The sequence below is a fragment of the Martelella sp. FOR1707 genome (assembly GCF_053484265.1).
Genome location: NZ_JBAKFP010000007.1, coordinates 241,922 through 267,958 on the forward strand (window position 1 = coordinate 241,922; position 26,037 = coordinate 267,958).

General features: G+C 63.0%; 33 protein-coding genes and 1 other RNA gene. 16 read left to right on the forward strand and 18 right to left on the reverse strand.

The window, feature by feature from the left end; translation table 11 throughout:
- Positions 1–106: 106 nt before the first annotated feature.
- Entirely contained in the window at positions 107–1,645 is a 1,539-nt protein-coding gene (locus tag V6765_RS19685; protein ID WP_448431924.1) for a YifB family Mg chelatase-like AAA ATPase, read from the reverse strand.
- Between the two features lie 163 nt (positions 1,646–1,808).
- Between V6765_RS19685 and V6765_RS19690 the strand changes: the two genes are divergently transcribed.
- Positions 1,809–2,141: a TM2 domain-containing protein gene (locus V6765_RS19690; protein WP_448431926.1), complete on the forward strand. Its 333-nt coding sequence runs from the start codon at positions 1,809–1,811 to the stop codon at positions 2,139–2,141.
- Here V6765_RS19690 and gshB read toward each other — a convergent pair.
- The 7 genes from gshB to rsmI form a co-directional block, all read right to left on the reverse strand.
- Entirely contained in the window at positions 2,136–3,083 is a 948-nt protein-coding gene (gshB, locus tag V6765_RS19695) for a glutathione synthase (protein ID WP_448431928.1), read from the reverse strand. The two genes, V6765_RS19690 and gshB, sit on opposite strands and share 6 nt — an antisense overlap.
- Before the next feature lie 76 nt (positions 3,084–3,159).
- Positions 3,160–4,212, reverse strand: coding sequence for a sn-glycerol-3-phosphate import ATP-binding protein UgpC (locus tag V6765_RS19700; protein ID WP_448431930.1), 1,053 nt, complete (start codon positions 4,210–4,212; stop codon positions 3,160–3,162).
- A gap of 11 nt (positions 4,213–4,223) precedes the next feature.
- Positions 4,224–5,066 (reverse strand): ABC transporter permease subunit, encoded by an 843-nt coding sequence (locus V6765_RS19705; protein ID WP_448431932.1) that lies wholly within the window; start codon positions 5,064–5,066, stop codon positions 4,224–4,226.
- Positions 5,067–5,076: 10 nt separating this feature from the next.
- Positions 5,077–5,958, reverse strand: a complete 882-nt coding sequence (locus tag V6765_RS19710) for an ABC transporter permease subunit (RefSeq protein WP_448431934.1) — start codon at positions 5,956–5,958, stop codon at positions 5,077–5,079.
- 323 nt (positions 5,959–6,281) lie between these two features.
- Complete coding sequence (locus V6765_RS19715) at positions 6,282–7,580, reverse strand: extracellular solute-binding protein (protein WP_448431936.1); 1,299 nt, start codon at positions 7,578–7,580, stop codon at positions 6,282–6,284.
- A gap of 118 nt (positions 7,581–7,698) precedes the next feature.
- On the reverse strand, positions 7,699–8,061 hold the full coding sequence (locus V6765_RS19720) for a YraN family protein (RefSeq protein WP_448431938.1): 363 nt from the start codon (positions 8,059–8,061) through the stop codon (positions 7,699–7,701).
- A complete protein-coding gene (gene rsmI / locus V6765_RS19725; protein WP_448431940.1) occupies positions 8,054–8,947 on the reverse strand; it encodes a 16S rRNA (cytidine(1402)-2'-O)-methyltransferase in 894 nt (297 codons plus the stop codon). The genes V6765_RS19720 and rsmI overlap by 8 nt, the downstream gene beginning before the upstream one ends.
- Positions 8,948–9,142: 195 nt before the next feature.
- Between rsmI and dnaN the strand changes: the two genes are divergently transcribed.
- The 6 genes from dnaN (at position 9,143) to bfr (ending at position 13,401) form a co-directional block, all read left to right on the forward strand.
- The gene (dnaN, locus tag V6765_RS19730) at positions 9,143–10,261 is read left to right on the forward strand and encodes a DNA polymerase III subunit beta (RefSeq protein WP_448431942.1); all 1,119 of its coding nucleotides are present in this window, start codon (positions 9,143–9,145) and stop codon (positions 10,259–10,261) included.
- Positions 10,262–10,374: 113 nt separating this feature from the next.
- The gene (gene pyrF, locus V6765_RS19735) at positions 10,375–11,085 is read left to right on the forward strand and encodes an orotidine-5'-phosphate decarboxylase (RefSeq protein ID WP_448431944.1); all 711 of its coding nucleotides are present in this window, start codon (positions 10,375–10,377) and stop codon (positions 11,083–11,085) included.
- Between the two features lie 145 nt (positions 11,086–11,230).
- Positions 11,231–12,202, forward strand: coding sequence for a complex I NDUFA9 subunit family protein (locus V6765_RS19740; protein WP_448431946.1), 972 nt, complete (start codon positions 11,231–11,233; stop codon positions 12,200–12,202).
- A gap of 114 nt (positions 12,203–12,316) precedes the next feature.
- Positions 12,317–12,505: a hypothetical protein gene (locus V6765_RS19745; protein WP_448431948.1), complete on the forward strand. Its 189-nt coding sequence runs from the start codon at positions 12,317–12,319 to the stop codon at positions 12,503–12,505.
- A gap of 133 nt (positions 12,506–12,638) precedes the next feature.
- Positions 12,639–12,968 (forward strand): (2Fe-2S)-binding protein, encoded by a 330-nt coding sequence (locus V6765_RS19750; protein WP_079920719.1) that lies wholly within the window; start codon positions 12,639–12,641, stop codon positions 12,966–12,968.
- Complete coding sequence (bfr, locus tag V6765_RS19755) at positions 12,916–13,401, forward strand: bacterioferritin (protein ID WP_230721575.1); 486 nt, start codon at positions 12,916–12,918, stop codon at positions 13,399–13,401. The genes V6765_RS19750 and bfr overlap by 53 nt, the downstream gene beginning before the upstream one ends.
- Before the next feature lie 64 nt (positions 13,402–13,465).
- On the opposite strand, the gene V6765_RS19760 is transcribed toward bfr, so the two are convergent.
- On the reverse strand, positions 13,466–14,017 hold the full coding sequence (locus tag V6765_RS19760; protein ID WP_448431950.1) for an RNA pyrophosphohydrolase: 552 nt from the start codon (positions 14,015–14,017) through the stop codon (positions 13,466–13,468).
- Positions 14,018–14,185: 168 nt separating this feature from the next.
- Here V6765_RS19760 and V6765_RS19765 point away from each other — a divergent pair, with 168 nt between their 5' ends.
- Both V6765_RS19765 and V6765_RS19770 read left to right on the forward strand, forming a co-directional pair.
- Positions 14,186–14,338: a DUF5993 family protein gene (locus V6765_RS19765; protein WP_448431952.1), complete on the forward strand. Its 153-nt coding sequence runs from the start codon at positions 14,186–14,188 to the stop codon at positions 14,336–14,338.
- Positions 14,339–14,345: 7 nt separating this feature from the next.
- Positions 14,346–14,897: a disulfide bond formation protein B gene (locus V6765_RS19770; protein WP_448431954.1), complete on the forward strand. Its 552-nt coding sequence runs from the start codon at positions 14,346–14,348 to the stop codon at positions 14,895–14,897.
- Here V6765_RS19770 and arsB read toward each other — a convergent pair.
- The 3 genes from arsB to V6765_RS19785 are packed head-to-tail and all read right to left on the reverse strand — an operon-like array spanning position 14,864 to position 16,845.
- Positions 14,864–15,952, reverse strand: a complete 1,089-nt coding sequence (arsB, locus tag V6765_RS19775) for an ACR3 family arsenite efflux transporter (RefSeq protein WP_448431956.1) — start codon at positions 15,950–15,952, stop codon at positions 14,864–14,866. The genes V6765_RS19770 and arsB overlap by 34 nt on opposite strands.
- A gap of 1 nt (position 15,953) precedes the next feature.
- Positions 15,954–16,481 (reverse strand): arsenate reductase ArsC, encoded by a 528-nt coding sequence (locus V6765_RS19780; protein ID WP_448431958.1) that lies wholly within the window; start codon positions 16,479–16,481, stop codon positions 15,954–15,956.
- A complete protein-coding gene (locus V6765_RS19785) occupies positions 16,462–16,845 on the reverse strand; it encodes an ArsR/SmtB family transcription factor (protein ID WP_448431960.1) in 384 nt (127 codons plus the stop codon). The genes V6765_RS19780 and V6765_RS19785 overlap by 20 nt, the downstream gene beginning before the upstream one ends.
- Before the next feature lie 99 nt (positions 16,846–16,944).
- Here V6765_RS19785 and V6765_RS19790 point away from each other — a divergent pair, with 99 nt between their 5' ends.
- Together V6765_RS19790 and V6765_RS19795 are read left to right on the forward strand one after the other, a co-directional pair.
- Complete coding sequence (locus V6765_RS19790) at positions 16,945–17,556, forward strand: HAD-IA family hydrolase (protein WP_448432027.1); 612 nt, start codon at positions 16,945–16,947, stop codon at positions 17,554–17,556.
- Between the two features lie 103 nt (positions 17,557–17,659).
- On the forward strand, positions 17,660–18,445 hold the full coding sequence (locus V6765_RS19795) for an aminoglycoside adenylyltransferase family protein (protein WP_448431962.1): 786 nt from the start codon (positions 17,660–17,662) through the stop codon (positions 18,443–18,445).
- Positions 18,446–18,472: 27 nt separating this feature from the next.
- Here V6765_RS19795 and recR read toward each other — a convergent pair whose 3' ends face one another.
- Positions 18,473–19,078 (reverse strand): recombination mediator RecR, encoded by a 606-nt coding sequence (gene recR, locus V6765_RS19800; protein WP_448431964.1) that lies wholly within the window; start codon positions 19,076–19,078, stop codon positions 18,473–18,475.
- Positions 19,079–19,182: 104 nt separating this feature from the next.
- Here recR and V6765_RS19805 point away from each other — a divergent pair, with 104 nt between their 5' ends.
- Positions 19,183–19,803 carry an MOSC domain-containing protein gene (locus V6765_RS19805; RefSeq protein WP_448431967.1) on the forward strand — a complete coding sequence of 207 codons (621 nt, stop codon included), beginning with the start codon at positions 19,183–19,185 and terminating at the stop codon, positions 19,801–19,803.
- A gap of 7 nt (positions 19,804–19,810) precedes the next feature.
- On the opposite strand, the gene V6765_RS19810 is transcribed toward V6765_RS19805, so the two are convergent.
- The 5 genes from V6765_RS19810 to ffs all read right to left on the reverse strand — a co-directional run bounded on the left by V6765_RS19810 (position 19,811) and on the right by ffs (position 23,377).
- Positions 19,811–20,422 carry a LysE family translocator gene (locus V6765_RS19810; RefSeq protein WP_448431969.1) on the reverse strand — a complete coding sequence of 204 codons (612 nt, stop codon included), beginning with the start codon at positions 20,420–20,422 and terminating at the stop codon, positions 19,811–19,813.
- A gap of 10 nt (positions 20,423–20,432) precedes the next feature.
- Positions 20,433–20,756, reverse strand: a complete 324-nt coding sequence (locus tag V6765_RS19815) for a YbaB/EbfC family nucleoid-associated protein (RefSeq protein ID WP_448431971.1) — start codon at positions 20,754–20,756, stop codon at positions 20,433–20,435.
- Between the two features lie 23 nt (positions 20,757–20,779).
- Positions 20,780–22,654, reverse strand: a complete 1,875-nt coding sequence (locus tag V6765_RS19820) for a DNA polymerase III subunit gamma/tau (RefSeq protein WP_448431973.1) — start codon at positions 22,652–22,654, stop codon at positions 20,780–20,782.
- Positions 22,655–22,781: 127 nt separating this feature from the next.
- Positions 22,782–23,252: a YbaK/EbsC family protein gene (locus tag V6765_RS19825; protein WP_448431975.1), complete on the reverse strand. Its 471-nt coding sequence runs from the start codon at positions 23,250–23,252 to the stop codon at positions 22,782–22,784.
- Positions 23,253–23,280: 28 nt separating this feature from the next.
- Positions 23,281–23,377, reverse strand: an RNA gene (gene ffs, locus V6765_RS19830) — signal recognition particle sRNA small type.
- A gap of 154 nt (positions 23,378–23,531) precedes the next feature.
- Between ffs and V6765_RS19835 the strand changes: the two genes are divergently transcribed.
- The 4 genes from V6765_RS19835 (at position 23,532) to V6765_RS19850 (ending at position 26,025) form a co-directional block, all read left to right on the forward strand.
- Positions 23,532–23,939, forward strand: a complete 408-nt coding sequence (locus V6765_RS19835; RefSeq protein WP_448431977.1) for an HIT family protein — start codon at positions 23,532–23,534, stop codon at positions 23,937–23,939.
- Positions 23,936–24,889, forward strand: a complete 954-nt coding sequence (nudC, locus tag V6765_RS19840; protein ID WP_448431979.1) for an NAD(+) diphosphatase — start codon at positions 23,936–23,938, stop codon at positions 24,887–24,889. Before V6765_RS19835 ends, nudC begins: the two co-directional genes overlap by 4 nt.
- A gap of 2 nt (positions 24,890–24,891) precedes the next feature.
- Positions 24,892–25,578, forward strand: a complete 687-nt coding sequence (locus V6765_RS19845; protein ID WP_448431981.1) for a helix-turn-helix transcriptional regulator — start codon at positions 24,892–24,894, stop codon at positions 25,576–25,578.
- Between the two features lie 72 nt (positions 25,579–25,650).
- A complete protein-coding gene (locus tag V6765_RS19850) occupies positions 25,651–26,025 on the forward strand; it encodes a VOC family protein (protein ID WP_448431983.1) in 375 nt (124 codons plus the stop codon).
- The last annotated feature ends 12 nt before the right edge of the window (positions 26,026–26,037 follow it).

A 26,037-nucleotide genomic window follows, 5' to 3' on the forward strand; every position in this document is an offset into this window, starting at 1 on the left:
CCCTGAGCCCTGAGCCCTGAGCCCTGAGCACCCCGAACCGGAAAGACGGTATTTCGCTATTAAGCAGCATGCGATGCTGGCACGGCCGCAACCAGGCGGGGACGCATCAGGCGATGGCGCCGGTGCGCTCGGGCGTTGCGACGCGATAGGCGATGGCCTCGCCGATATGCATGCGCCCAACCTGGGCCTTGCCGTCGAGATCAGCGATGGTGCGGGCGACCTTGAGGACGCGATGATAGCCGCGGGCGGAAAACCGCATCTTCTCCGCCGCCTCGCGCAGCAGCGCAAGCCCCGCGGCATCGGGTTCCGCGAGTTTCTCGATCAGGTTTGCCGCACAGCGGGCGTTGACCGTGACCGCCTTCTCATCGAGCCCGGCAAAGCGTTCGCGCTGGGCGTTGCGGGCGCGTTCCACCCTTCGCGCCACCGCGCTGCTCGCTTCGCCCGTCGATTTCGCGCCGATCAGGTCGATGGCGCTGACGGCGGGTACATCGATGCGGATATCGATCCGGTCCATCAGCGGGCCGGAAATGCGGGCCTGGTAATCGGCGGCGCAGCGCGGGCCGCGCGCGCAGGAGTGGCCGGGCTCGCCCGCCATGCCACAGCGGCACGGGTTCATCGCCGCGACAAGCTGGAAAGCGGCGGGATAGGAGACGCGGTGGTTGGCGCGGGCGATCACGCATTCGCCGGTCTCGAGCGGCTGGCGTAAGGCATCGAGCACCTGCGGCGAGAATTCCGGAAATTCGTCGAGAAACAGCACGCCGTGATGGGCAAGCGAGGCTTCGCCCGGCCGCGCCTTGATGCCGCCGCCCACCAGCGAGGCCATGCTGGCCGAGTGATGCGGCGCGCGGAAGGGGCGGCGGTCCGACAATCGGCCGCCGGCAAGCTTGCCCGCGATCGAGTGCACCATCGACATGTCGAGCAGTTCCTGCGGCAGAAGCGGCGGCAGGATGGAGGGCAGGAGCGCGGCGAGCATGGATTTCCCCGCCCCCGGAGGGCCGACCATCAGCAGGTTGTGGCCGCCGGCGGCCGCCACTTCGAGCGCGCGCTTGGCGCTTTCCTGTCCCTTGATATCGGCAAGGTCCGGAAGGTCGTGCGGTGCCGCGCGCACCGCCGGATGCGGGCGGGAGAGCACCTGCGTGCCCTTGAAGTGATTGGCGATGCCGATCAGGCTCTTGGGGGCGAGAATATCGATGTCCGCGCTTGCCCAGGCCGCCTCCGGCCCGCAATCTGCCGGGCAGATCAGGCCCTTGTCCAGCGCGTTGGCGGCGATTGCCGCCGGCAGCGCACCGGCCACGGAGGCGATCGTGCCGTCGAGGTTCAGTTCGCCGATCACCATGTAGCCGGAGAGCGCATCGGCTGGCACGGCGCCAAGCGCGGCCATCAGCCCGAGCGCGATCGCAAGGTCGAAATGCGAGCCCTCTTTTGGCAGGTCGGCCGGCGCGAGATTCACGGTGACCCGCTTTGGCGGAAGTGCCAAGCCCGTGGCATGCAGCGCGGCCTGCACCCGTTCCCGGCTTTCGGCCACCGCCTTGTCCGGCAGGCCAACGATCTGCATGCCGATCTTGCCGGGCGCGACCATGACCTGCACGTCGACCGGAACGCCTTCGATCCCCTGAAATGCAACCGTATGAACGCGTGAAACCATGACCATCCCGCCCGCTTGCCTGTGTCTTCAGGTTGTAAGGATTCCATAACTCGCCCTTACATGCAAGAACAAAAAGAGAACTTTTATTTCTCCCTCGTGTTCAACGGGATAGACAGATCGCCAGCACCGCAGTAAACCTCGGGTCGAAAGCAAAGAGGGTGCCATGGGACTGACGACCGAAGAGCGGATACTGATCGAGCAGCACGTGACCAACAGCGCCAAATCGCCGGCGGCTGCCTATCTGCTCTGGTTTTTCCTGGGCTGGGCCGGCATTCACCGGTTTTATCTCGGCCGCATGGGGTCGGGCCTTGCCATGCTTCTGCTCAACGTCATCGGCGGTCTGACCGTCGTCTTCATCGTCGGCTTTTTCCTGCTTGGCATCTGGGCGCTATGGTGGATCGTCGATCTGTTCCTGATCTCGGGCATGATTGACGCCCAGAAGAACGAGATCCGCGCCCGCCTCACGCAGGAAGCGCTGGTCGCGCAGCGCTCATAGGCGCTTTTTCTCGATCGCATCCCACATCAGGCTGGCGATATCCGCGCCGCCGAATTTCTTGACCTCGCGGATGCCGGTGGGCGAGGTGACGTTGATTTCCGTCATGTAGTCGCCGATCACGTCGATACCGACGAGGATGAAGCCGCGCTCTTTCAGCGCGGGGCCGATGCGGGCGCAGATTTCCTTCTCGCGCTCGGTCAGGCCGGCGGCTTCCGCGCGGCCGCCGACATGCATGTTGGAGCGGCTGTCGGTCTCGGCCGGCACGCGGTTGATCGCCCCGGCGAATTCGCCATCGACGAGAATGATGCGCTTGTCGCCCTTGCGCACGGCGGGCAGATAGGCCTGGGCGATATAGGGTTCGCGGAACATCTGCGCGAACATTTCCAGCAGCGAGGTGAAATTGCGATCGTCGCGGGTGGAATGGAACACGCCCGCGCCGCCATTGCCGTAAAGCGGCTTCAGGATGATATCGCCCATTTCCTCGCGGAAGCGCTTGATTTCGTTTTCGTCCTTGGTGATCAGCGTCGGCGGCATCAGGTCGGCGAATTCGGTGACGAAGATTTTCTCCGGCGAATTGCGCACCCAGGCCGGATCATTGACCACCAGCGTCTTCGGATGAATGCGCTCCAGCAGATGGGTGGAGGTGATATAGGCCATGTCGAAGGGCGGGTCCTGCCTGAGCAGCACCACATCCATGGTCGAAAGGTCGACCCGCTCCGTTTCACCCAGCGTGTAGTGGTCGCCTTCCTTGTCGCGCAGCGTCATCGGCTCGACGGCGGCAAACACCTTGCCGTCACGCAGGCTAAGGCGATCGGGTGTGTAGTGAAACAGATTATAGCCCCGGTTCTGAGCCTCGAGACTCATGGCAAAGGTCGAATCGCCGCCGATCTTGACGGTGGAGATATGGTCCATCTGGACGGCGACGTTCTTGATTGCGGCCATGAAAGCGGATCCCGGTTGGTTTGAGGCGACACGATATTTAGTCATCGCGCCGCCCCTTGGCAATCGCGGGCTTTTCTCAGGCGTTCGAAAGCCGCTTCCCGGTGGCGTGGTCGTAGAAATGCAGCTTTTCCGGCAGCACCGCGAAGGTGAGTTCGTCGGCAAGCGGTATCTCGGGGGAGAGCGCCGCCGTCAGCCGCTCGCCGCCGGTCAGGCAATGGGCAAGCCGCGTGGCGCCGAGTTCCTCGACATAGTCAAGCCGCGCCTTCAGCCCTTCGCCGGTCGTCGGCTGCAGGTCCTCCGGGCGGATGCCGACGGTAACCGGACCGTCTTTGGGCGGCGCGCTTGCAAATTGCATGCTGTTGTCGCCGATCGTGAGCTTTCCGCCGGTCAGCTTGCCCTCGACTAGGTTCATCGCCGGCGAGCCGATGAAATTGGCGACGAAGGTGGAGGCCGGCTTGTGGTAGACGTCGAGCGGCGTGCCGATCTGCTCGATCCTGCCGCCGTTCAGCACCACCAGCCGGTCGGCTAGCGTCATCGCCTCAAGCTGGTCGTGGGTCACGTAGATCGAAGTGGTGCCGAGCCGCTTCTGCAGATGCTTGATTTCGCCGCGCATCGAGACGCGCAGCTTGGCGTCGAGGTTGGAGAGCGGCTCGTCGAACAGGAAGGCAGCGGGCTTGCGCACGATCGCCCGGCCCATCGCCACGCGCTGGCGCTGGCCGCCGGAAAGCGCGCGCGGCTTGCGCTCCAGATAAGGCTCGAGCTCCAGCATGCGGGCGGCCTCGGCAACCCGTTCGGCGATCTCGGCCTTAGGCGTGCCGCGGTTCTTCAGGCCATAGGCGAGGTTGTTGTAGACCGTCATATGCGGGTAGAGCGCGTAGTTCTGGAACACCATGGCAATATCGCGCTCGGCCGGGTCCATCTTGTTGACCACCTTGCCGGCGATCTTCACCTCGCCATCGGTAATGGTCTCGAGACCCGCCACCATGCGCAAAAGCGTGGACTTGCCGCAGCCCGACGGGCCGACCAGCACGATGAACTCGCCATCGGCGATCGCGATGTCGACGCTGTCGACCGCGCGCTGATCGCCGGAATAGATCTTGGAAACCTTCGAGATTTCGATTGCGGACATTATTGCTGTTCCTATTTGTCGCTTTCGGTCAGGCCCTTGATGAACCAGCTCTGGAAGATCACCACCATCAGGACTGGCGGCAGCATGGCGAGCACGGCAAGGGCGAAGGCCTGATTGTATTCGGGGATCTGGGAGCCGACCCAGACGAGCAGGATCTGCTTGATGCCGCGCACCAGCGTGTAGAAGCTCTCGTCATTGGTCATGATCATCGGCCACAGATACTGGTTCCAGCCATAGACGAACATGATGATGAAGATCGCGGCGATCATCGTCTTCGACAGCGGCACCAGAATATCGATGAAGAACTTGAAAGGGCCTGCGCCGTCGATGCGGGCGGCCTCCAGAAGCTCGTCGGGCACCGACTTGAAAAACTGGCGGAAGAAGAAGGTGCCGGTGGCCGATGCCAGAAGCGGCACGATCAGCCCGGTATAGGTGTTGATCAGCCCGAGCTTGGTCATCACGTCGTAGGAGGGCAGGATGCGCACTTCCAGCGGCAGAAGCAGCGTGGTGAAGATCATCCAGAAAAACAGTGTCGAAAACCGCGAGCGGAAATAGACCAGTCCATAGGCGGCCAGCATCGACAGCACGATCTTGCCGACCGCGAAGCCGACGCCGAGAATGAAGGAATTCATCACCATGCGCGCCCCGGTCACCTCGCCGGTGAAGCCGCCCTTGCGGGTCAGCAACTCCTTGTAGGTCTCGACGAAATCGCCGCCCCAGCTCACCTGCAGGCCGTTGATATGGACATCGACCGCCGTGTGGGTGGAAGTCATGAAGGCCACGAACACCGGGCCGATCATGAAGAATACGCCGAACAGCAGGATGATGTGATCGATCAGTTTTGTTCTGTGCATGGCGCCGGCCTCAATTGTAGTGGACGCGCCGCTCGATGAAGCGGAACTGGAAGAAGGTGAGCGCGAGCACGATGATCATCAGGATCACCGATTGCGCCGCCGAGCCGCCGATGTCATTGCCGCGGAAGCCGTCCATATAGACCTTGTAGACCAGCGTGATCGGGTTGTTGGCGGCCTTGTCCTTCACGATCACGTCGATGATGCCGAACGTGTCGAACAGCGAATAGGTCATGTTGATGATCAGCAGGAAGAAGGCCGTCGGCGCCAGAAGCGGCAGCGTCACGGTCCAGAACCGGCCGATGCGCGAGCGATTGTCGATGGCGGCTGCCTCGCGCACGGAGACCGGGATCGATTGCAGCCCGGACAGGAAGAAGATGAAATTGTAGGGGATCTGCTTCCACACCGCGACGGTGATCATCGCAAAGGCGGTGTCGAAATAATTGATCCCGACCTTCATGTCCCAGCCAAGCCAGGACGCCATTTTGACGAACGGGCCGATATGCTGGTCGAAGAACATCATGCCGAGCAGGCCCGCGACCGGCGGTGCGATCGCATAGACGGAGATCAGCAGCGTCTTGTAGCTGCTCGACCCGCGGATCACGTCATCGGCCTTGGAGGCGAGCAGCAGTCCGAGGGTGAGCGACAGGAAGGTGACGATGATGGTGAAGATCACCGTGAACCGCGCGACCTGAAGATAGTAGGAGGAGGTCAGCGCATCGGCGTAATTGTCGAAGCCGACGAAGGTCTCGCCGAACCCGAACGGGTCCTCCAGAAAGAAGGACGAGCGGATCGCCTGTGCTGACGGCCAGTAGAAGAAGATCACGATGATCGCCATCTGCGGCAGCACGAAAAGATAGGGCAGCAGGGCCGAATTGAACTGGACGCGCTTCATTTTCTGTTTCCTGTTGCGGTCGGGGCGACCAACCCGCCCATGCCACATAGACCCCAAGTCTTCTCGCCCCGGAGGGGAAAGATGTCGCGACAGCGACAGTGAGGGGGAGACCCACCCCGCGAACGCCCTCATGACTGGAAAGGCTGCATCACCCTCACTGCCCCTTTCGGGGCATCTCTCCCGCAAGCGGGAGAGAGTATCGGAAGCAAGTTCCATCACTCGGGTAAAACGCGACCGTCGTTTGCGACGGGGATTGCATTTGGCAAACACGCCAAAATCCGGGGGCGTTGGCCCCCGGATCGGCAACTTTCGTGTGCGATGCCTTAGTTGCCGGCGGTCTTGGCGAAGCGGGCGAGGAGGGCGTTGCCTTCCTGCTCGATCGTGGCCATCGCGTCCTGAACCGAGGTCTCGCCCGCGAAGATCTTGTTGTATTCGCGTTCCATCACTTCGCGGATCTGCGGGTAGAAGCCCATGCGGTAGCCCTTGGACCATTCGCCGCCCGGCAGCGAAAGCTGCTGGATGCCGACTTCGGCAACCGGCTGCTCTTCATACCAGCCGTCTTCCTTGGCCAGTTCATAGGCCGCGGTGGTGACCGGCACGTACCCGGTGGACTTGTGATAGAAGTACTGGATTTCCGGCGAGGTCAGGAACTGGAAGAAGTCGGCCGTGCACTTGTTCTCGTCGTCGGATTTGCCGGAAAGCGCAAAGAGCGCCGCGCCGCCGATGAAGGAGTTGGTGCCGGCGCCGTCGATCGAGCCCCAATAGGGCAGGAAGGTCGCCGAGAAAGGCATCTGGGCCGTGCTCTGCAGGCCACCGAACGAACCGGACGAACCGATCCACAGTGCGACCTTGTTTTCCTCGAACGGCTTCTGGTTATCGGACCAGCCGGCGCCGTAATAGCCGAAGTAGCCGTTGTCGTACCAATCCTTGAGCTTCTCATACATCATGATGTGCTCGGGCGTGTTGACGAGAATCTCGGTGCCCTCGACGCTGTCATAGCCGTTGTTGTTGGTCGCGAACTGCAGATTGTTGCGCGAAAAGAAGTTCTCGGTCATTTCCCAGGTCAGCTGCGACTGGACGAGCGGAACGTAACCGGCGTCCTTCAGGGCAGGCGCGATTTCCTCGAACTCTTCCCAGGTCTTCGGCGGCTCGACGCCGGCCTTTTCGAAGGCTTCGGTGTTGATGTACATGATCGGCGCCGACGAGTTGAACGGCATGCCGACGAACTTGCCTTCGCTGTCGGCGTAGAAGTAGCGCACGCCTTCGATGAAGTCTTCGCGGTTGAATTCGTAGCCGGCGTCGTTGATCAGGTCTTCGGCCGGAACGGCAGCGCCCTCGGCGTTGATGATGGTGGCGGCACCCGCATCGAACACCTGGAGAATGTTCGGCTGCTCGCCCGAACGGAAGGCGGCGATGCCGGCGGCGAGCGCTTCTTCATAAGTGCCCTTGGAAACCGGCGTCAGCGTGCAGGCATCCTGCGAGGCGTTGAACTTTTCGGCGATCTGGTTGATGACTTCCTGGTTCTTGCCGCCCATGCCGTGCCACCAGGTGATGTCGGTGGCGGCGAAAGCGGTCGACGTAGAAAGGCCGGCGGCGAGCGCGGCCAGAACGAATTTCTTCATGGTCAAAGTCCCCGGTTCTGAAAATCATCGACTGCGATGATTACCGGGGAGGTAGCCTTGCTGCATGACGGGCAGACGACGGTTTTGTTGCAGAATTGTAAAAGCGCAGGCCCGGACGTCAGAACGCGTCGGGAAAATGGCGCGGGAGGCGGCCCGGCAGGCAGGCGACGATGTCGTAGCGCTGGGAGAGGCGGTGAAAATCGGGCTGGCGCGCCAGCCATATATCGGAGGCCGCGCGGATGCGGCGCATGGCCGACGGCGTCACGGCATCGATCGCCACCTGCGTTTCCCGGCGCGCCTTGACCTCGACGAACACGGCAAGATCGCCCTTGCGGGCGATGATATCGATTTCGCCGGCATGGGTCTTGTAGCGGGTGGCGACGACGCGATAGCCCTTGAGACGCAGAAAGAGCACGGCCAGCCACTCGGCGCGATGCCCGCGCCGCTCGGCCTTTCGGCGGGCCTTCGGCGCGTCAGCCATCCTTTAGCGCCAGAAGCTGCTGGTAGAGCTCCTTGCGGGGCAGGCCGGTCTCCTTCGCCGCCTGGGCCGCAGCCTTCGCCGCCGGCATTTCGCTCGCGAGCCGCTTCAGAAGCGCGGTCACATCGGCGGGTTCGGGCGCCGGGTCCTCGGCCGGCGGGCCGATCAGCAGCACGATCTCGCCCTTCACTGTTTCGTCGCGATAGAGCGCCGCCAGTTCGGAAAGCGTGCCGCGGCGGAAGGTCTCGTGGGTCTTGGTCAGTTCGCGGCAGACGGCGGCCGGCCGCTCGCCGCCCAGCACGTCGGCGGCAGCTTCCAGCGTGGCGGCGATGCGGTGCGGGGATTCGAAGAAGGCGAGCGTTGCCGGCACGTCGGCAAGCTCCGCCAGCCGGTCGCGCCGCGCCTTGTCCTTGGCCGGCAGGAAACCCGCGAACAGAAAGGCATCGCTCGGCAGGCCCGCGCCCACAAGCGCTGCAAGCGGCGCGGACGCGCCGGGGATCGGCACCACCTTGATGTCGGCTGCAATCGCCTGCTGCGCCAGCCGGTAACCGGGATCGGAGACCAAAGGCGTGCCGGCGTCGGAAACCAGCGCCACCGTCTTGCCCGCGCCGAGCGCCTCCATGAGCTTCTCACCCGCCTTTTCGGCATTGTGCTCGTGATAGGCATAGGGGCGTTTGCGGATCGCGAAGCGGTCGAGCAATTTGCGGGTGACGCGGGTATCCTCGCAGGCGAGAATATCGGCTCCGGCAATCGTTTCGAGCGCGCGGATGGTGATGTCGCCGAGATTGCCAATCGGCGTCGCCACCAGATAAAGGCCCGGCGAAAGCGGCCGCGCCTCGATCGGATGGCCTACGATTTCGAACCGATTGCTGTTGTCTTCCATCACCATTGTCCCGGCATTTTCATTGTCCGTTTGACCACGGCGTGGGAGCGCTCGCAAGGGGCGCCGGACCTCAGCCTGTGATCATTGGGGAAGGAAGGAGTGAGGGCCCTTGCAATCGGGCCGGATTTGCTGTCATTTTGTCACCCCGCCTGCGGCGCATGCCGTCGCCGTCCGCGCAATGTAAGAGTGAAAGCGAAAGTCATGCGTATCACGCTTGAGAGATCAAACCTGCTGAAGTCCCTGAACCACGTCCATCGCGTGGTCGAGCGGCGCAACACCATTCCGATTCTCTCCAATGTGCTGTTGAAGGCCGAAGGGAACGATCTCGAGATGAAGGCGACCGACCTCGATCTCGAAATCACCGAAAAGACGGCATCGATGGTCGAACAAGCGGGCGCGACCACCGTGCCGGCGCATCTGCTTTACGAAATCGTGCGCAAGCTCGCCGATGGCGCGGAAGTGTCGCTTGCGACAGCGACTGACGGCCAGACCATCTCGGTCGCTTCCGGCAAGTCGAAATTCTCGCTGCAATGCCTGCCGCAGGAAGATTTTCCCGATCTGACGGCCGGCTCGTTCAGCCACGCCTTCAAGCTGAAGGCGAGCGATCTGAAGATGCTGATCGACCGCACCCAGTTCGCGATTTCCACCGAGGAAACCCGTTATTACCTGAACGGCATCTATTTCCACGCCATGGCCGAGGGCAAGGCGCTGAAGCTGCGGGCGGTTGCCACCGACGGCCACCGTCTGGCGCGTGCCGAAATCGACGCGCCGGCCGGCTGCGAGAACATGCCCGGCGTCATCATACCGCGCAAGACGGTCGGCGAGCTGCAGAAGCTGCTCGATGATCCGGAGATCGTTGTCGCCGTCGAGGTCTCGGATGCCAAGATCCGCTTCACCATCGGTTCGGTGGTGATCACCTCCAAGCTTATCGACGGCACCTTCCCGGATTACCAGCGTGTGATCCCAGCCAATAACGACCGCGAGATGCGGATCGACTGCGCCGATTTCACCAAGGCCGTCGATCGCGTCTCCACCGTCTCGTCGGAACGCGGGCGCGCGGTAAAGCTGTCGCTGGCAGAGGGCCAGCTCACGCTCACCGTCAACAATCCCGATTCGGGCAGCGCCACGGATGAACTGGCCGTCGGCTATGACAGCGAGCCGATGGATATCGGCTTCAACGCCAAGTACCTGCTCGACATCACCGGCCAGTTGACCGGTGACGAGGCGATCTTCCTGTTCGCCGATGCCGGCTCGCCGACGCTGGTGCGTGACACCGACAGCGAAAACGCGCTATACGTGCTGATGCCGATGCGCGTCTAGAAGGCAGCGCCAGCGTATTTCGTACCGAGTTGAGCTCTGGCCCTTTTCGCTTTCCGCGCGGGCGTTTTTATGCGAACTGCATCGCGGTGAAAAGAGATGAAGGAGCCGATGACATGTCTGCACGCGACCGCCTGATTGTGGGTCTGGACGTTCCGACCGTGGCCGAAGCGGAGGCGATGGTCGAGACCCTCGGCGATACGGTTTCCTTCTACAAGATTGGCTATCAGCTCGTCTTCGCCGGCGGGCTTTCCCTTGCCCGCGAACTGGCGGAAGACGGCAAGCAGGTCTTCCTCGACATGAAGCTGCTCGATATCGACAACACGGTCGCCAAGGGCGTCGAGAACATCGCGAAGATGGGCGTGACAATGCTGACGCTGCATGCCTATCCGAAGGCGATGCGCGCGGCGGTCGCGGCGGCGGCCGGGTCGCCGCTCTGCCTGCTCGGCGTCAGCGTGCTGACCTCGATGGATGATGCCGACCTGATCGAAGCCGGCTACGACGCAACCGCCGCTGAACTCGTTAAGAAGCGCGCCAGCCAGGCGGCCGAGGCCGGCATGGGCGGGGTTGTCTGTTCGGCGGCCGAGGCTCGAACGGTGCGCGGCTTGATTGGCGCTGACATGGCGGTGGTGACGCCGGGCATCCGGCCGGCGGGCTCCGTTGCCGACGACCAGAAGCGGGTGATGACCCCGCGCGACGCCATTGCCGCCGGCGCCAGCCACCTCGTGGTCGGTCGTCCGATCGTCAAGGCCGACGACCCGAAAGCCGCTGCCCGGCGGATTGTCGATGACATCGAGGCGGAGATGCTTGGGGCCGTGAACGGCTGAGTCGCCCCGCGCGCTCCGGCCTGTGTCGCAGGTGCCACGCCGGTCCGCCGAGGCTGTGCGATATTAACCGCCGCGACCTCTTGTCCCTTCACCTTCGCGATGGATTGGGCTAAGGGGGAGCTATCATCCAAACGAGAGGCTTGTCATGACGCTATCGAACATTCCCCCGCTGGTTACGGTCTTCGGCGGTTCCGGTTTTGTCGGTCGCTATGTCGTCCGGGCGCTGGCCAAACGGGGATATCGCATCCGCGTTGCCGTTCGCCGTCCGGATCTCGCCCTGTTCCTGCAGCCGCTCGGCAATGTCGGCCAGATCACCTTCATGCAGGCCAACCTGCGCTACGAAGATTCGGTGCGTCGCGCCATCCACGGCGCGGACCATGTCGTCAATTGCGTCGGCATCCTGTTCGAGAGCGGCAAGAACGGCTTCGATGCGGTGCAGACCGAAGGCGCGCGGCTGGTGGCCGAAGTTGCCCGGTCCGAAGGTGCCAAGCTTACGCATGTCTCCGCGATTGGCGCCGATGCCGACAGCCCGTCGCACTACGCCCGCTCCAAGGGCGTGGCCGAAGCCTCGATCCGCGAAATCTGTCCCGACGCGGTGGTCGTGCGGCCCTCGATCATCTTCGGACCGGAAGACGATTTCTTCAACAAGTTCGGCAAGATGTCGCTGATCTCACCGTTCCTGCCGCTGATCGGCGGCGGAGAGACGAAGTTCCAGCCGGTCTATGTCGGCGATGTCGCCGAGGTGATCGCGCGTTCCGTCGAAGGCAAGCTTCAGACCGGAACGGTCTACGAACTCGGCGGGCGCGACGTGCTGACCTTCCGCGAGTGCCTGGAATTGCTGCTCTCGGTGACCGGACGCAAGCGCGCGCTCGTCTCCATGCCGTTCGGCCTCGCGTCACTGTTCGGCAGCATTGCCAGCCTGATACCGTTCATCGCGCCGCCGTTGACGTCCGACCAGGTCAAGCTTCTGAAAGCGGACAATATCGTTTCCGAAGAAGCGCAGGCAGAGGGGCGCACCCTCGACGGCCTCGGCATCCGCCCGGCACAGCTTGAGGTAGTGTTGCGCACTTACCTCGTTCAGTACCGTCAGCACGGCCAGTTCGGAAAAACCGCTTGACGGAATAAGGGGGCGGGTGCATATCCTGCCCACAATTTCGCAAAAATTTTGCCACATTCTGGAACCTGTCACAGTAGTTGCGCCTTTACTGTTTATTGGAAAGTCATCGCTAAGATGATCAAGCGGGTTCGTATCAAAAAGGTTTCTGGAACGATGGGTAAGTCTATCGCTGTTTTGTTCGCAGGCGCAGCATTGATGATCATGGCGGCTTCTCTCGCCGCTCCCGGCAGCATTGCCGCGGGCAAGCCCGGCTGCGCGCCCGCTTATGGGGTCGACCCCTGCGCGCTCGCCGCCGTCAACTGATTCCATTCGTTGAGCAATTTTGGTGTGAGCCCGCTCAAACCTTCGTGACGGGCTGACGCTAATTTAATCTTGACAATCAGCCTCGCCTTTTGCAAAACAGCTCTCATCAGAGACTTATGTCAATGGTGGAAGCATGCTGGTTTGCAGTTGCAATTTCATTACCGAAAAGGAAATTGAACAGACCATCGTCGAGCTGCTCGACGAGGACTGTTGGCAGCTTATTGTTCCCGCCAAGGTTTATCACCGCATGGCCAAGCGCGGCCGCTGCTGTGGTTGCTTCCCGAATGTCGCCGATATCATTGTCCGCACGACCGAGGCCTATCATAAAAATAGTGACTCGACCGAAGCTGAGATATGTGATTTTTTGAGCCGCCTCAAAGAGTTCCACCAAAAGAACAGGAGAGCGGACATTGAAAGGCGACAAAAAAGTTATCGAACGGCTGAACGAAGCTCTGTTTCTTGAGCTCGGCGCCGTCAATCAGTACTGGCTGCATTACCGTCTCACGAAAGACTGGGGTCTGACGAAGCTCGCCGAGAAAGAGCGGGCCGAATCGATCGAGGAAATGCACCACGCCGACAAGCTGATCGACCGCATCATTTTCCTCGAAGGCCATCCCAACCTTCAGACCGTGGCTCCGCTGCGCATCGGCCAGACCGTCAAAGAAGTGCTTGAATCCGATCTGGCCGGCGAATACGAAGCGCGCAATTCCTATAAGGAATCCCGTGACATCTGTCACGAGGCTGGCGATTACGTCAGCATGAAGCTCTTCGAAGAGCTGATGATCGACGAGGAAGGCCATATCGACTTTCTCGAAACCCAGCTCGAACTGCTGGATTCGATCGGCGAGCAGAAATATGCCCAGCTCAACGCCGCATCGAGCGAGAGTGCCGAATAACCGCTCCCTGGCATTTTCGTTGGTTTTCGAAGGCCCGGATTTTTCCGGGCCTTTTTTTGATTGTTCAGACGCTCCAGAGCGCGCCTCTGCCGGACGGAGCGTCGTGTGCCTGTCGGGTCAGATGCCCGAACTCGTCCACGACCCTTTCATACACCGCGCGCTTGAAGGTGACGATCAGCCCGGGAAGGGTTTCGATATCGGCCCATTGCCAGGCGTCGAATTCGCGCTCGTGGCCGTCCGGCGGCGGATCGATCGCGATTTCGCTGTCGTCGCCGAGAAAGCGGAAGGCGAACCATTTCTGCGTCTGGCCGCGAAACTTGCCGCGCAGGCCGATGCCGATCAGGTGATCGGGCAGGTCGTAATTGATCCACCCTGCCGATTCGCCGATAAGCTCCACCGATCTTATCCCGGTTTCCTCGTAAAGCTCGCGGGTTGCGGCCTCAAGCGGCGTCTCGCCCGGATCGATGCCGCCCTGCGGCATCTGCCAGAGCTGCGGCGTGCCGTCGGATTCCGAATTGTTTTCAGAAAGTCGGCGCCCCAGCCAGATCTTGCCTTCAGGGTTCAGGATCATCACGCCGACATTCGGCCGGTAGGGCAGTTCATGGGCTTTGCGCATGGTGAGCTCTTAATGCAGTTTTCGCTGGCGTATGGGTAAAGCAATTGGCGGCAAAGGTGAAACCCTTGCTGTCGTTTGATACCGGAATTGGTCCCATCGGTTGCTTGCCCGAAGCGCCAAAGCCTGCCATGGGTGGCTTGAGCATCCAACAGGGGGATAATCAGGATGATGGCTTTACCGTTTTTCATCGGCGCTGCGGCGCTTTACCTCGCGGCCCGCGACAGGCAGGGCGCGGCCATCGCCGTGACCATTTTGGGCGTGGTCGCGGTGCTCGTGCTGTACCGGTTCCATGCCACCGATATCCTCGATATCCAACTGTGAGGGCGACATGAGCGAACGATTTGTCCATTTTCTGAATACGCTCGCGCTTTTTGCGATCTCGGTCGTGTTACTGTTTGCCTTCTACGCCCAGTTCGCTGAAGGGGAGCTTCCCTGCCCGCTATGCCTGCTGCAGCGGGCCGGCTTCGTGCTGGTCGGTGTCGGCCTGGCGCTGAACGTGATCCTCGGCGTCAAGCCGCGCCACTACGGGCTGATGATCCTCGGCGCAGTCGCGGGCGCTGTGGCGGCGCTCAGGCAGGTGGCGCTGCATGTGGTGCCGGGCACCGGCGCTTACGGCGATCCCTTCCTCGGCATGCATTTCTACACCTGGGCGTTCGTGCTGTTTTCTGTGGTCGTGCTCGGCTCGGGCGTGATGCTGCTTCTCGGCGGGTTCGCGACTGAGCCGCGGCGCAAGCTTTCCGGGCTTGGCCTCGCGGCAGTGGTGTTCTTCGCCGCGATGACGCTTGGCAACGGCGTTTCCACGCTCGCCGAATGCGGGCTCGGGCTCTGCCCGGACAATCCGGTAAGCTACGAGGCGCTGGATTCGCTGCTTGGGCGGTGAGACTGGTCGTGTACGGCGTTGCGGGCAACCGCGGCGCCGCTTTCGTACCAGCCCTTGCTGCGGTTGACGATGTAGACCACCGACAGCATCACCGGCACCTCAATCAGCACGCCGACAACGGTGGCGAGCGCCGCCCCGGACTGAAACCCGAACAGGCTGATGGCGGCGGCGACGGCCAGCTCGAAGAAGTTCGACGCGCCGATCAGGGCCGAGGGGCCGGCAACGCAATGCTGCTCGCCCGCCGCCCGGTTGAGCAGATAGGCAAGGCCGGAGTTGAAATAGACCTGGATCAGGATCGGCACGGCCAGTAGCGCGATGATCATCGGCTGTGCAATAATCTGTTCGCCCTGAAAGCCGAACAGCAGCACCAGCGTGGCCAGCAGCGCGACCAGCGAGGCCGGCTGCAGGCGCGCAAGAAGAGAATCCAGCCGCGCCGTTGAACCGCCCGCCAATAGCGAGCGGCGGATTAGCTGGGAAATGATCACCGGTATCACGATGTAGAGCGCGACCGACAGCACCAGCGTGTCCCACGGCACGGTAATGGCGGAGAGGCCGAGAAGCAGCGCCACGATCGGCGCGAAGGCAACGATCATGATCGCGTCGTTGAGGGCGACCTGCGAAAGCGTGAAATGCGGCTCGCCCTTCGTCAGGTTCGACCAGACGAACACCATGGCGGTGCAGGGCGCGGCCGCGAGAATGATCAGCCCGGCAATATAGGAATCGATCTGGTCGGCGGGCAGATAGGGCCGGAACAGCCAGCCGATGAACAGCCAGCCGAGCAGTGCCATGGAGAAAGGCTTCACCGCCCAGTTGACGAACAGCGTGACGGAGATGCCGCGCCAGTGGCGTCCGACTTGCGCCAGCGCGGCGAAGTCGATGCGCAGCAGCATCGGTATGATCATCAGCCAGATCAGCACGGCGACCGGAAGGTTGACCCGCGCGATCTCGATGGCGGCAACCGCGTGGAAGGCCGCGGGGAAGAAATGGCCAAGCGCAACGCCCGCGACGATGCACAGAGCCACCCAGACGGTCAGGTAGCGTTCAAAGGTGGACATGTCAGATGGCTTTCGTGCTTTTCTCGGTTGCGCCGTCCATGGCGCCGATCTGCTTCATATGCGTGTCGATCCCGGGGGAATCGATGGTTTCCCGGGCGAGGTCGAGGAAGGCCATGATCCGGCTTTTCAGGAATGTCGCGGTCTGGGCGAAGGCGCGCAGCTTCTGTTCTTCCGTGCCGGAAACGCCAGCCGGGTCTTCGACGCCCCAGTGGGCGCGCCTGCCGCTGCCACGCATGATCGGGCAGCTCTCGCCGGCGGCGTTGTCGCAGACGGTGATGATGAAGTCGATCTCGGGGGCATCGGGGCCGGAGAATTCGTCCCAGCTTTTGGAGCGGAAGCCTTCCGTTGGGTAACCCATGGTCTCAAGCGTCTTCAGGGCGAGCGGGTGAACCTCGCCCTTTGGCCTGCTGCCGGCGGAAAAGGCATGGAAGCGACCTTTGCCTTCCTTGTTCAGGATCGCCTCCGCCATGATGGAACGGGCAGAATTTCCGGTGCAGAGAAACAGAATATTAATGGTTCGGTCGGTCATTGCGGGTGTCCTCGTGGGTGTTTCCGGCAGCGGCGCAACATGGCTGGAGCCCTTCGATCAGCGGCGCGCAGAGATCCGCATTGCCGCCGCAGCAATCCTGCAGGAGATAGAGCATGACGGCGCGGAAGCCTTCCAGATCGGCCCGGTAGATGATCGAGCGCCCCTGCCGCTCGTTGACGACGATGCCCGCGCGGACAAGCGTCGAAAGATGCGCCGACATGGTATTCTGCGGAACGTCGAGCCTGCGGGCGAGTTCGCCCGCGGCAATGCCCTCCGGCTCGCTTTCCACAAGCAGCCGAAAGGTCTGAAGCCGTGTCGGCTGCGCCAGTGCGGCCAGCGCCGCGATTGTCTGATTCTCATCCATATATCCAGAATAATGGATATATTATCTTTGTCAAGCGTCAGCCTTGGCCCGCATGGCCAGGCAGGGTAAGACGGGGCGGAAAATTGCGGAGTGAGCGACATGACCAAATGCCTGATGCTGGATGTCGACGGCGTCGTCATCAGCGGTCCGGACGGCCAGTCCTGGGCCCGCGATATCAAGCGCGATCTGGGCATCGACCCGGACATGCTTGAAGAGCATTTCTTCATTCCGCACTGGCCGGAAATCGTTGCCGGCAGGAAGGCGCTGCGGGATGTGCTGGAGGGATGCCTGCCGGTGCTGGCATCGCCGGTCTCGCCGGATGATTTCATGGCCTACTGGTTCGAGCGCGATTCGGCGATCGACCATGATGTGCTTGCGGCCTGCGACCGGCTGCGCGCACGGGGAACGCGCATCTTTCTCGCCACCAACCAGGAACACCTGCGTGCTGAATATCTGATGGCACAGCTCAAGCTTTCCGATCGCGTCGACGGGATCGTCTATTCGGCGGCGATTGGGGCGAAGAAGCCGGACCCGGCCTTCTTCGAGGCGGCCGAGGCAAAGAGCGGCTTTGCCGGGGCGGACCATGTTCTGGTGGATGATCAGCGCAAGAATATCGAGGCAGCCCGGGCCTTCGGCTGGCGCGCGGTGCACTGGACCGGCGGCGAAGACCTTGAGGCGCTGCTGGACGCTGTCGGCCAGCACGGCGGGTAAGGAGACGCGGCCGCCACGCGAGGAATAGACGCCAAGGACAAGACGTTGCGCGTGATCGCTGATGTCACTTCCGACGATGCGCAATGTTGGCTAGAACTACGGCATGCAGACGGCGCCTCATCAAGATGAGCAGATACGGTCGACCTTGGCGCTCCTGCAGCGCATTCTGGGCGATGGGCTGCTCGGTGCGTATCTGCATGGGTCTGCGGTGACGGGCGGGCTCCGGCCGCAGAGCGATATCGATCTGCTGGCGGTTGTCGACGCCGCGCTGACCGCGAGCCAACGCAAAGCTCTGCTGATGGACCTGCTGCGCCTCTCCGGTCGCCACCCTGCCGCAGCCGGCGCGCCCCGTTGCCTTGAGGTCATGGTATTTTGCCGGGCTGACCTTGCGCGCGGTGCCTACCCGGCGCGGGCTGAGTTCGTCTATGGAGAATGGTTGCGGGGCGCCTTCGAGGCCGGTGAACAGCCGATACCCGAACGTTATCCCGAATATTCGCTGATTCTCGCGCAGGCCCGCCAGGAGGCCATTCCCCTGCTCGGGCCACCTGTCGAGGAACTGCTGCCGGATGTCCCGGCGGAGCATGTTCGGCAGGCGATGCGCGATGTCCTGCCCGGCCTGCTGGATGGGTTGCGCGGGGACGAGCGGAATGTCCTGCTGACGCTGGCGCGGATGTGGCACACGGCCAGCACCGGGAAATTCGTCACGAAGGACGCCGCCGCCAGTTGGGCGATCCCGCGCATCCCGGACCCCGATGCCATGATGCTGGACCATGCGCGCCGGGCCTATCTCGGCGAGGTCGCCGACGACTGGACGGATCAGGGCAATGTGGCCCGGCAGTTGGCGGAGCAACTTGGCGAATTCGTCAGCGATGCGTTAAAGCCGGGATAGGCTTCCGGCTGGACGGAGCCGCGTAAGCTACAGGCTCGTGCGGGCCCGGAGCGCCGCCACCAGCGTGCCCTCGTCGAGATAGTCGAGTTCGCCGCCGACCGGCACGCCGTGGGCAAGCCGGGTCACTTTGATGTCGAGACCGTCAAGCTGATCGGTGATGTAGTGGGCGGTCGCCTGACCTTCGACGGTGGCGTTGACGGCGATGATCAGTTCGCGCACCTCGCCGGCCTTCACCCGGTCGATGAGGGCGGCGATGGTGAGATCGTCCGGCCCGATGCCATCGAGCGGCGACAGCGTGCCGCCGAGCACGTGATAGGCGGCATTCAGTGCCGCCGCCCGCTCCAGCGCCCACAGATCGCCGACATCCTCCACGACGATGACGAGGCCCTGATCGCGGGTCGGATCGGTGCAGATCGTGCAGGGATCGGCGGTGTCGACATTGCCGCAGGTGGAGCAGATCTTCACCTTGTCATAGGCATCCTGCATCGCGCCGGAAAGCGGGCCCATCAATTGGTCGCGCTTCTTGATTAGATGCAGCGCCGCCCGCCGCGCCGAACGCGGCCCCAGCCCCGGCACCTTCGCCAGAAGCTGGATCAGTTTTTCGATTTCGGGACCGGTGACTCGTTTTGCCATGGCTCTCCCTAACGCATCGGCAGGGAAAACGGAATCGTTTTTGCGGTTGCCGGCTTTGACAGCGAAGACTTTCGAAGCGAGAACGATATGAGAGGTGAGATGTGATGAAAATAAAAGCCGTTTGCATCGGTGAACCGGAAGCTCTTGACGGCGTGCGGCATCGCACCGGCATTTTCAAGCGCCCGGTTGCCGGGCCGGTGCCGGTCGGACCCGAGGGGTTTGAAGGCGATCATATCGGCGACCACGCCAATCACGGTGGGGTCGATCAGGCGGTCTATCTCGAAGGCTCGATCTCGCTCGATTGGTGGGAGGCGGAACTGGGCGTCCCTTACCGTGCGGGAATGCTCGGGGAAAACCTCGTGATCGAGGGACTTGATAATCGCCTGGTTCTGGCGGGCGATCGTTTTGTCATCGGTGATGTGGTGCTGGAGGCGACCTCATGCCGCATTCCCTGCAACACATTCGCGCGTCGCATGCAGGACCCGAAATTCGTCAGACGCTACCGGAAGGCCGCGCGTCCGGGCGTCTATTGCCGGGTGATCGCGCCGGGCACAATCGCCGCCGGGGAGACGGTGGACTATCGCAGATTTGAAGGAGCGCGTGTTCCGCTTCCGGAAATGATGGAGAAGTACGGTCGGAAGCTCTCACCAGAGGACAGGACGCGCTATCTTGCCGCGCCGGTTCACTGGAAGCTGCGCAGGGCGCTGGAGGAGCAGGCCGATTGATACTCCGTCACCGCGTCACGATCGCCACGGCCGCGCCGCCGATCATGCCGGCGCTGAGGCGGTTGGCGATCTTCATGGCGCGGGGGCTTTTCAGAAGCCGGCGGGCTCTGGCGGCCAGGAATACCCACGAGAGATCGACGACGGCGAGCACCATCAGCAGGGTGACGGTGAGTTCCAGCCAGCCGACGAGGGTGACGCTTGCAAGATCGAGGATCGTCGGCAGCAGCGCCACATAGAACATCATGATCTTCGGATTGCCGATGGTGACGCTCAACCCGGTGAGGAACATCTTCCAGCCGGAGCTTGCCTGCGGCAGTTCCGCGCCGGCGGTTTCCGTCCTTGCGAACCACATCTTCCAGGCGAGCCAGAGAAGATAGGCCACGCCCGCCCATTTGATCGCCACGAACACGTCGTGAAAGCTGGTGGCGACGGCCGTCAGACCGAACACCGCTAGCGTCAGCCACAGCGCCTCGCCCAACCACATCGCCGCCAGAAACGGCAGCACATCGCGATGCCCGCGCGACAAGACGCGGGCGACGAGCGCTGCCACGCTCGGCCCCGGAGAGCCGGCGGCGACGAACAGCGTGATGGCGAACAGGGCGAGCGCGCCGAGCGTCATAGGCCGGTCCTCAGAACGGCAGCTTCATGCCGGGCGGGATCGGCAGGCCGGCGGTCAGTTCCTTGGTCATTTCCTCCGCCTTTTCGCTGGCGCGGTCCTTGGCGTCGCGGTGGGCGGCGACGATCAGGTCTTCCAGCATCTCGGCCTCGTCGCCGGCAAGCAGGCTCGGATCGATCTTGATCGATAGCATGTCGCCCTTGCCGGTCATCTCGATTGTCACCATGCCGCCGCCGGACACGCCTTCCACGCGGGCGGCCGCAATCTCTTCCTGCAGCTGCTCCATCTTGGCCTGCATTTCCTTGACCTTGCCCATCATGCCCATCAGATCGCGCATGTCGTCTCCTTAGAGTGTTGTTTCTATTCGTCGATATCGTCTTCCGGCAGCACGTCGCCGTCTTCGTTCATGGCGGCGTCCGGCGCATCGCCATCGGCGGTGTCCGCCGTTTCGCTCTCAGCGCGCACCCGCACATCGCGGATTTCCGCGCCGGGGAAGAATTTCAGGATGGCAGCAATATCCGGATCCTCGCGGGCATCGCGGAAGCGCTGCTCGCGCTCGGCCTCCTCGGCTTCGAGAAGCGTCGGCGCGCCGTTTTCCTTGCTGAGACTGACGAACCAGCTCTCGCCGGTCCATTCGCGAAGCTTCGCGCCGAGATCGTTGAGAAAGGTCGCGGATGTGCCGGGCAGGAGGTTCACCTCCAACCGGCCGGGCTCAAGCCGCACCAGCCGCACGAAATTGCGGATTTCCGAGCGCATCTTGATCGCGCGGTTCTTCGAGCAGAGGTCGGTAATGTCCTGCAGCGATTTGATCGCCGAGGTCTTCTGAGGTTCCGGCGCTGGCTCCGGTTCGGGCTCCACGGTTTCCGGCTGCGGCGCGATCTCCGGTTGGCGCGCTTCCGCGCTTTGCGGGTGCAGCATGGTGACGGTGGCGGATTGCCGGGGCGCTTCGCCGGTCTGGCGGGCCGAAACAGCGTTCGTGCCGCCGGAGCCGCCGGCCTGCGGGCGACCGGCCGGCGGTGCGGAGGGGGTAGGGCCTGCGGCAGCGCCGCCTTCCTCCAGCGCCAGCAGCCTGCGCGCGGCATCTTCCGGCGAGGGCAGGCTTGCGGCGTGGGCAAGCCGGATCAGCACCATTTCGGCAGCGCCCAGCGGGCGGGCGGCGTTTTCGGTTTCCGGGATGCCCTTCAAGAGCATCTGCCAGATGCGCGACAGCGCGGAAACCGCTACCTTTTCGGCAAAGCCGGTGCCCGCGGTGCGTTCGATCTCGCTCAGCGAAACGTCTTCCGCGCCCTCCGGCACATATTTCAACCGCGTCACCAGGTGGGTGAAATCGGCAAGATCATTGAGCACGACCACGGGATTGGCCCCGGCCTCATACTGCGATTGGAATTCGGCCAGGGCTGCGGCGACATCGCCGGTCACGATATGGCCGAACAGATCGACGATCCGGGCGCGGTCGGCAAGGCCCAGCATGGCGCGCACGGCGGACGCTTCCACATGGCCGCTGCCATGCGAAATCGCCTGATCGAGCAGCGACAGGCCGTCGCGGGCAGAACCCTCGGCGGCGCGGGCGATCATCTGCACCGCCTCGTCCTCGATCTCGACTTCTTCCTTGGCGGCGATGGTGGAAAACAGCCGCACCAGATCGGCGGCCGGAATCCGGCGCAGGTCGAAGCGCTGGCAGCGCGACAGCACCGTGATCGGAACCTTGCGGATTTCGGTGGTGGCGAATATGAACTTCACATGCTCGGGCGGTTCTTCCAGCGTCTTCAGCAGGCCGTTGAAGGCCTGGTTGGAGAGCATGTGCACCTCGTCGATGATATAGACCTTGTAGCGCGCGGTCGAAGGCCGGTAGCGCACCTGATCGATGATCTCGCGGATATCGTCGATGCCGGTATGGGAGGCGGCGTCCATCTCGATCACGTCGACATGGCGGCCTTCCATGATCGCCTGGCAGTGCTCGCCGATCTCCTTCAGCTCGATGGTCGGCTTGTCGACGGTGTCGGTCTTGTAGTTGAGGCCGCGAGCGAGAATTCGGGCGGTGGTGGTTTTGCCCACACCGCGCACCCCGGTCAGCATATAGGCCTGCGCAATCCGGCCGGTCTCGAAGGCGTTGGTCAGCGTGCGTACCATCGCCTCCTGGCCGACCATCAGGTCGGAGAAGTCCTTGGGACGGTACTTGCGCGCCAGCACGCGGTATCCGGCGTCTTTTTCGCGCTGCTGTTCGTTCTCGGCCATTGCCACCTTTCCTGTCCGGTTTGCGACCGGGTTTTCAACAATAGCCCAAGCCGTGCGGCGCTGTCACAGAGTGCGGCTCAGTCTGGCAGAGCTTTCGGCGAAATGCACAGAATTTCTGAAGCCGCCCTCAGGCCGCGGGTTCGGCGCAGACATCGACCCAGTCGGCGCCGGTGATCTCGGCAAGCCTGTCGGGCGCAATCCGGATCGCCGCGTTGCGGGAGCCTGCGGCCGGCACCACCTCGGTGAAAGCCTTCAGGCTCTCGTCGCAGTATACCCTGATCGGGTTTGCCAGGCCAAAGGGGCAGACGCCGCCAACCGGGTGGCCGGTGATCGTCTCGACGTCTTCGAGCGGCAGCATCTTCACCTTGCCGCCAAAGGCCGCCTTGGCCTTCTTGTTGTCGATCCGCGCATCGCCGCGCGCGACCAGCAGAAACACGTCATCCTTCACGCTGAAGGACAGCGTCTTGGCAATCTGGGCGGGGGCGACGTTATGGGCGCTTGCGGCTTCTTCCACCGTGGCGCTTGAGGCTTTGGTCTCGATGATGTCGATGTCGGGGGCTGCCGTGTCGAGATGGGCGCGCACGCTTTCGAGGCTCATGGCGTCTCCGGAACGATCCGTCGATAGGGTGGGAGGCCGGCACGATGACCCGTACACAACTCGTTGGGGCTGCTTCCTTCCGGACCTGACCCGGTTGGCGAGTGGCACGTCCACCACCAGCCTCCCGCCCGGACATATCGTCAATTCAGCCGATGAATGCAAGCTTGGCGGCGAAAAAATCTGGCCGGGCAGATGCCGGATATCACGGCGCAGCGGATTAGCGTTTGCCGTCGCCTTACCATTTGATAGAAATAAGACGAGTAATTGCGAAGGAATGACATGCAGGAATTTCAGATCGATCCGCGTCTTGAGCGCGACAGCATGGCGATCGCCGATCTGGGGCTTTGCCAGTTGCGGCTGATGCGCGACGCGCGCTGGCCCTGGCTGCTGGCGGTGCCGCAGCGCGCCGGGGTCGAGGAAATGTTCGATCTGGCGCCGCTCGACCAGACCATGCTGACCTTCGAGGTCAATGAGGCGGCGAAGGCCCTGAAAACCGTCACCGGGGCAACCAAGATCAATGTCGCGGCAATCGGCAACATGGTGCGCCAGCTCCATGTCCATGTCGTTGCCCGGTTCGAGGGCGATGCCAACTGGCCGGGTCCGATCTGGGGCTACGGCACGCCGGAACAGCGCTCCGATGACGACTGCGCAGACCTGGCGCGTAAGATTGCAGAGGCAATGGCATGACATCACTGTTCTTCAAGGCCGGCCCGCATGAGGATCCGAGCGCGCTGACCGCCTTTGCCGGCTGCAAGATCATCCGCGACAGCGAACACCGCGACGAGGAAACGCTGGAAAAGGCCGCCGCCGAACCCAATGCCCGCTTCCTCGGCTTTGCCGGCGGAAAGGGGATCGTCAAGCACGAGCGTCAGGTGCTCGATCCCTATTTCGCCCGCTACGAACTGGCGCAGTATTCTCCTGATCCCGAAAGCGCGATCCTGCTTGGGCGCGAGCCCTCGGGCGCGCCGCTGATCTCGATCAAGCTCGGCCTCGATCCCGAAGCCCTGCCGGGGCACCTGAAGGTGTTGACCACCCGCGCCGCCTATAGCGAAAGCCTGCTCGATCGCGCCACGCTCGGCGCGTTTGCGTTGGCGGTCAGCCTCAACGCCTGGACCGACAATCATGCATTTTGCGGCCGCTGCGGGTCGCCGTCGAAATCGGCCGCCGGTGGCTTCCGCCGCGAATGCACGGCCTGCGGCAACATGATGTTCCCGCGCACCGATCCGGTGGTGATCATGCTGATCGTGGATGAGGCGGGCGATCGGGTTCTGCTCGGCCGCAGCCCGCATTTTCCCGCCGGCCGCTATTCCTGCCTCGCCGGCTTTCTGGAGCCCGGCGAAACCATCGAGGATGCGGTGCGGCGCGAGACGCTGGAGGAATCCGGCATCCGCGTCGGCGCGCTGCGCTACCACGCCTCCCAGCCCTGGCCGATGCCGCACTCGCTGATGCTCGGCTGCTATGGCAAGGCCGAGAGCTTCGACATCAAACCTGATGATGCCGAGCTTGAGGACTGTCGCTGGTTTTCGCGCGACGAGCTTGCCGCAATCCTCGACGGCAGCCATCAGGGCGGCATCAACGCCCCGCCGGAGGGCGCGATCGCCTACCGCCTGGCGCGCGATTTCCTCGACTGGAAATAACGGTGGCCGGTTCGCGCTCGGAACGGTTGCTGGCGCTGCTGCAGGTCCTGCGCGGTCATCACTATCCGGTAACGGGCGCGCATCTTGCCGATGAACTCGGCATCAGCCTTCGAACGCTCTATCGCGATATCGCAAGCCTTCGGGCCCAGGGCGCGGCGATCGAGGGCGAGGCGGGGCTCGGCTATGTGCTGCGCCCTGGTTTCCTGCTGCCGCCGATGATGTTTTCGCAGGAGGAGATCGAGGCGCTGGTGCTCGGCAGCCGCTGGGTCGCCAAGTCGACCGATGCCGCGCTATCGGCCGCAGCCGACGCAGCGCTTTCCAAGATCGCGGCCGTGCTTCCGCCCGAGCTTTCAGATGCGGTGGACGAGACGGCGCTGATCATCGGTCCGCGCGCGCTTGCTGCGGAAAAGGCGGATATTCCAGCGCTTCGCAGCGCGATTCGCCGCGAGCGCAAGCTCGACATCGGTTATGGTGATGAGGCCGGCGCGATCACGCGCAGGATCATCTGGCCGTTCGGCCTTGCCTATTTCGAGCGGGTGCGCGTCGTCGTCGGCTGGTGCGAGCTGAGACAGGATTTCCGCCATTTCCGCACCGACAGAATCGCCAGTCTCACGGAGACCGGAGAACGCTATCCGAAGCGTCGCGCAGTGCTGCTTGCCGACTGGCGGCGGCAGATGAACTATGTCTGACGACTGCTGACGGAAGCTGTCACCGGCACGCCTTAAAGCTCTCCTCGGTTTTGCAAACGAAGGAGAAACCCAATGACCGCACTGCCTCTCAACCTTGTCGTTCTCTATGTCGAAGACCCGAAGGCGAGCGCTCAGTTCTACGCCGATTTTCTCGGATTGACGCCGATGGCGCTTTCCGACGGCTTTTCATCGCTGACCACCGATACCGGGCTGACGCTTGGCCTGTGGCGCAAGGCGACGGCGCATCCGCCGGCGGAAGGCGGGCCCGGCTCGGCCGAAATCGGCATCATGGCGGCCGGCGAGGGCGGCGTCGAAGCACTCTATCACCGCGTCAAGCAGGATGGCATGACGATCCTCCAGCCGTTGGTAACGGCTGCTTTCGGCCCGACCTTCGTGATCGCCGATCCAGACGGCCACCGCATCCGCGTGTGCCAGCCGGACGATTGAGGCCGAGACCCC

Excerpts from the sequence above, each read along its gene's own strand:
- V6765_RS19685 (WP_448431924.1), bottom strand. The coding sequence starts at position 1,645 with ATGGTTTCACGCGTTCATACGGTTGCATTTCAGGGGATCGAAGGCGTT.
- V6765_RS19690 (WP_448431926.1), top strand. The coding sequence starts at position 1,809 with ATGGGACTGACGACCGAAGAGCGGATACTGATCGAGCAGCACGTGACC.
- gshB (WP_448431928.1), bottom strand. The coding sequence starts at position 3,083 with ATGGCCGCAATCAAGAACGTCGCCGTCCAGATGGACCATATCTCCACC.
- V6765_RS19700 (WP_448431930.1), bottom strand. The coding sequence starts at position 4,212 with ATGTCCGCAATCGAAATCTCGAAGGTTTCCAAGATCTATTCCGGCGAT.
- V6765_RS19705 (WP_448431932.1), bottom strand. The coding sequence starts at position 5,066 with ATGCACAGAACAAAACTGATCGATCACATCATCCTGCTGTTCGGCGTA.
- V6765_RS19710 (WP_448431934.1), bottom strand. The coding sequence starts at position 5,958 with ATGAAGCGCGTCCAGTTCAATTCGGCCCTGCTGCCCTATCTTTTCGTG.
- V6765_RS19715 (WP_448431936.1), bottom strand. The coding sequence starts at position 7,580 with ATGAAGAAATTCGTTCTGGCCGCGCTCGCCGCCGGCCTTTCTACGTCG.
- V6765_RS19720 (WP_448431938.1), bottom strand. The coding sequence starts at position 8,061 with ATGGCTGACGCGCCGAAGGCCCGCCGAAAGGCCGAGCGGCGCGGGCAT.
- rsmI (WP_448431940.1), bottom strand. The coding sequence starts at position 8,947 with ATGGTGATGGAAGACAACAGCAATCGGTTCGAAATCGTAGGCCATCCG.
- dnaN (WP_448431942.1), top strand. The coding sequence starts at position 9,143 with ATGCGTATCACGCTTGAGAGATCAAACCTGCTGAAGTCCCTGAACCAC.
- pyrF (WP_448431944.1), top strand. The coding sequence starts at position 10,375 with ATGTCTGCACGCGACCGCCTGATTGTGGGTCTGGACGTTCCGACCGTG.
- V6765_RS19740 (WP_448431946.1), top strand. The coding sequence starts at position 11,231 with ATGACGCTATCGAACATTCCCCCGCTGGTTACGGTCTTCGGCGGTTCC.
- V6765_RS19745 (WP_448431948.1), top strand. The coding sequence starts at position 12,317 with ATGATCAAGCGGGTTCGTATCAAAAAGGTTTCTGGAACGATGGGTAAG.
- V6765_RS19750 (WP_079920719.1), top strand. The coding sequence starts at position 12,639 with ATGCTGGTTTGCAGTTGCAATTTCATTACCGAAAAGGAAATTGAACAG.
- V6765_RS19760 (WP_448431950.1), bottom strand. The coding sequence starts at position 14,017 with ATGCGCAAAGCCCATGAACTGCCCTACCGGCCGAATGTCGGCGTGATG.
- V6765_RS19765 (WP_448431952.1), top strand. The coding sequence starts at position 14,186 with ATGGCTTTACCGTTTTTCATCGGCGCTGCGGCGCTTTACCTCGCGGCC.
- V6765_RS19770 (WP_448431954.1), top strand. The coding sequence starts at position 14,346 with ATGAGCGAACGATTTGTCCATTTTCTGAATACGCTCGCGCTTTTTGCG.
- arsB (WP_448431956.1), bottom strand. The coding sequence starts at position 15,952 with ATGTCCACCTTTGAACGCTACCTGACCGTCTGGGTGGCTCTGTGCATC.
- V6765_RS19780 (WP_448431958.1), bottom strand. The coding sequence starts at position 16,481 with ATGACCGACCGAACCATTAATATTCTGTTTCTCTGCACCGGAAATTCT.
- V6765_RS19785 (WP_448431960.1), bottom strand. The coding sequence starts at position 16,845 with ATGGATGAGAATCAGACAATCGCGGCGCTGGCCGCACTGGCGCAGCCG.
- V6765_RS19790 (WP_448432027.1), top strand. The coding sequence starts at position 16,945 with ATGACCAAATGCCTGATGCTGGATGTCGACGGCGTCGTCATCAGCGGT.
- V6765_RS19795 (WP_448431962.1), top strand. The coding sequence starts at position 17,660 with ATGCAGACGGCGCCTCATCAAGATGAGCAGATACGGTCGACCTTGGCG.
- recR (WP_448431964.1), bottom strand. The coding sequence starts at position 19,078 with ATGGCAAAACGAGTCACCGGTCCCGAAATCGAAAAACTGATCCAGCTT.
- V6765_RS19805 (WP_448431967.1), top strand. The coding sequence starts at position 19,183 with ATGAAAATAAAAGCCGTTTGCATCGGTGAACCGGAAGCTCTTGACGGC.
- V6765_RS19810 (WP_448431969.1), bottom strand. The coding sequence starts at position 20,422 with ATGACGCTCGGCGCGCTCGCCCTGTTCGCCATCACGCTGTTCGTCGCC.
- V6765_RS19815 (WP_448431971.1), bottom strand. The coding sequence starts at position 20,756 with ATGCGCGATCTGATGGGCATGATGGGCAAGGTCAAGGAAATGCAGGCC.
- V6765_RS19820 (WP_448431973.1), bottom strand. The coding sequence starts at position 22,654 with ATGGCCGAGAACGAACAGCAGCGCGAAAAAGACGCCGGATACCGCGTG.
- V6765_RS19825 (WP_448431975.1), bottom strand. The coding sequence starts at position 23,252 with ATGAGCCTCGAAAGCGTGCGCGCCCATCTCGACACGGCAGCCCCCGAC.
- V6765_RS19835 (WP_448431977.1), top strand. The coding sequence starts at position 23,532 with ATGCAGGAATTTCAGATCGATCCGCGTCTTGAGCGCGACAGCATGGCG.
- nudC (WP_448431979.1), top strand. The coding sequence starts at position 23,936 with ATGACATCACTGTTCTTCAAGGCCGGCCCGCATGAGGATCCGAGCGCG.
- V6765_RS19850 (WP_448431983.1), top strand. The coding sequence starts at position 25,651 with ATGACCGCACTGCCTCTCAACCTTGTCGTTCTCTATGTCGAAGACCCG.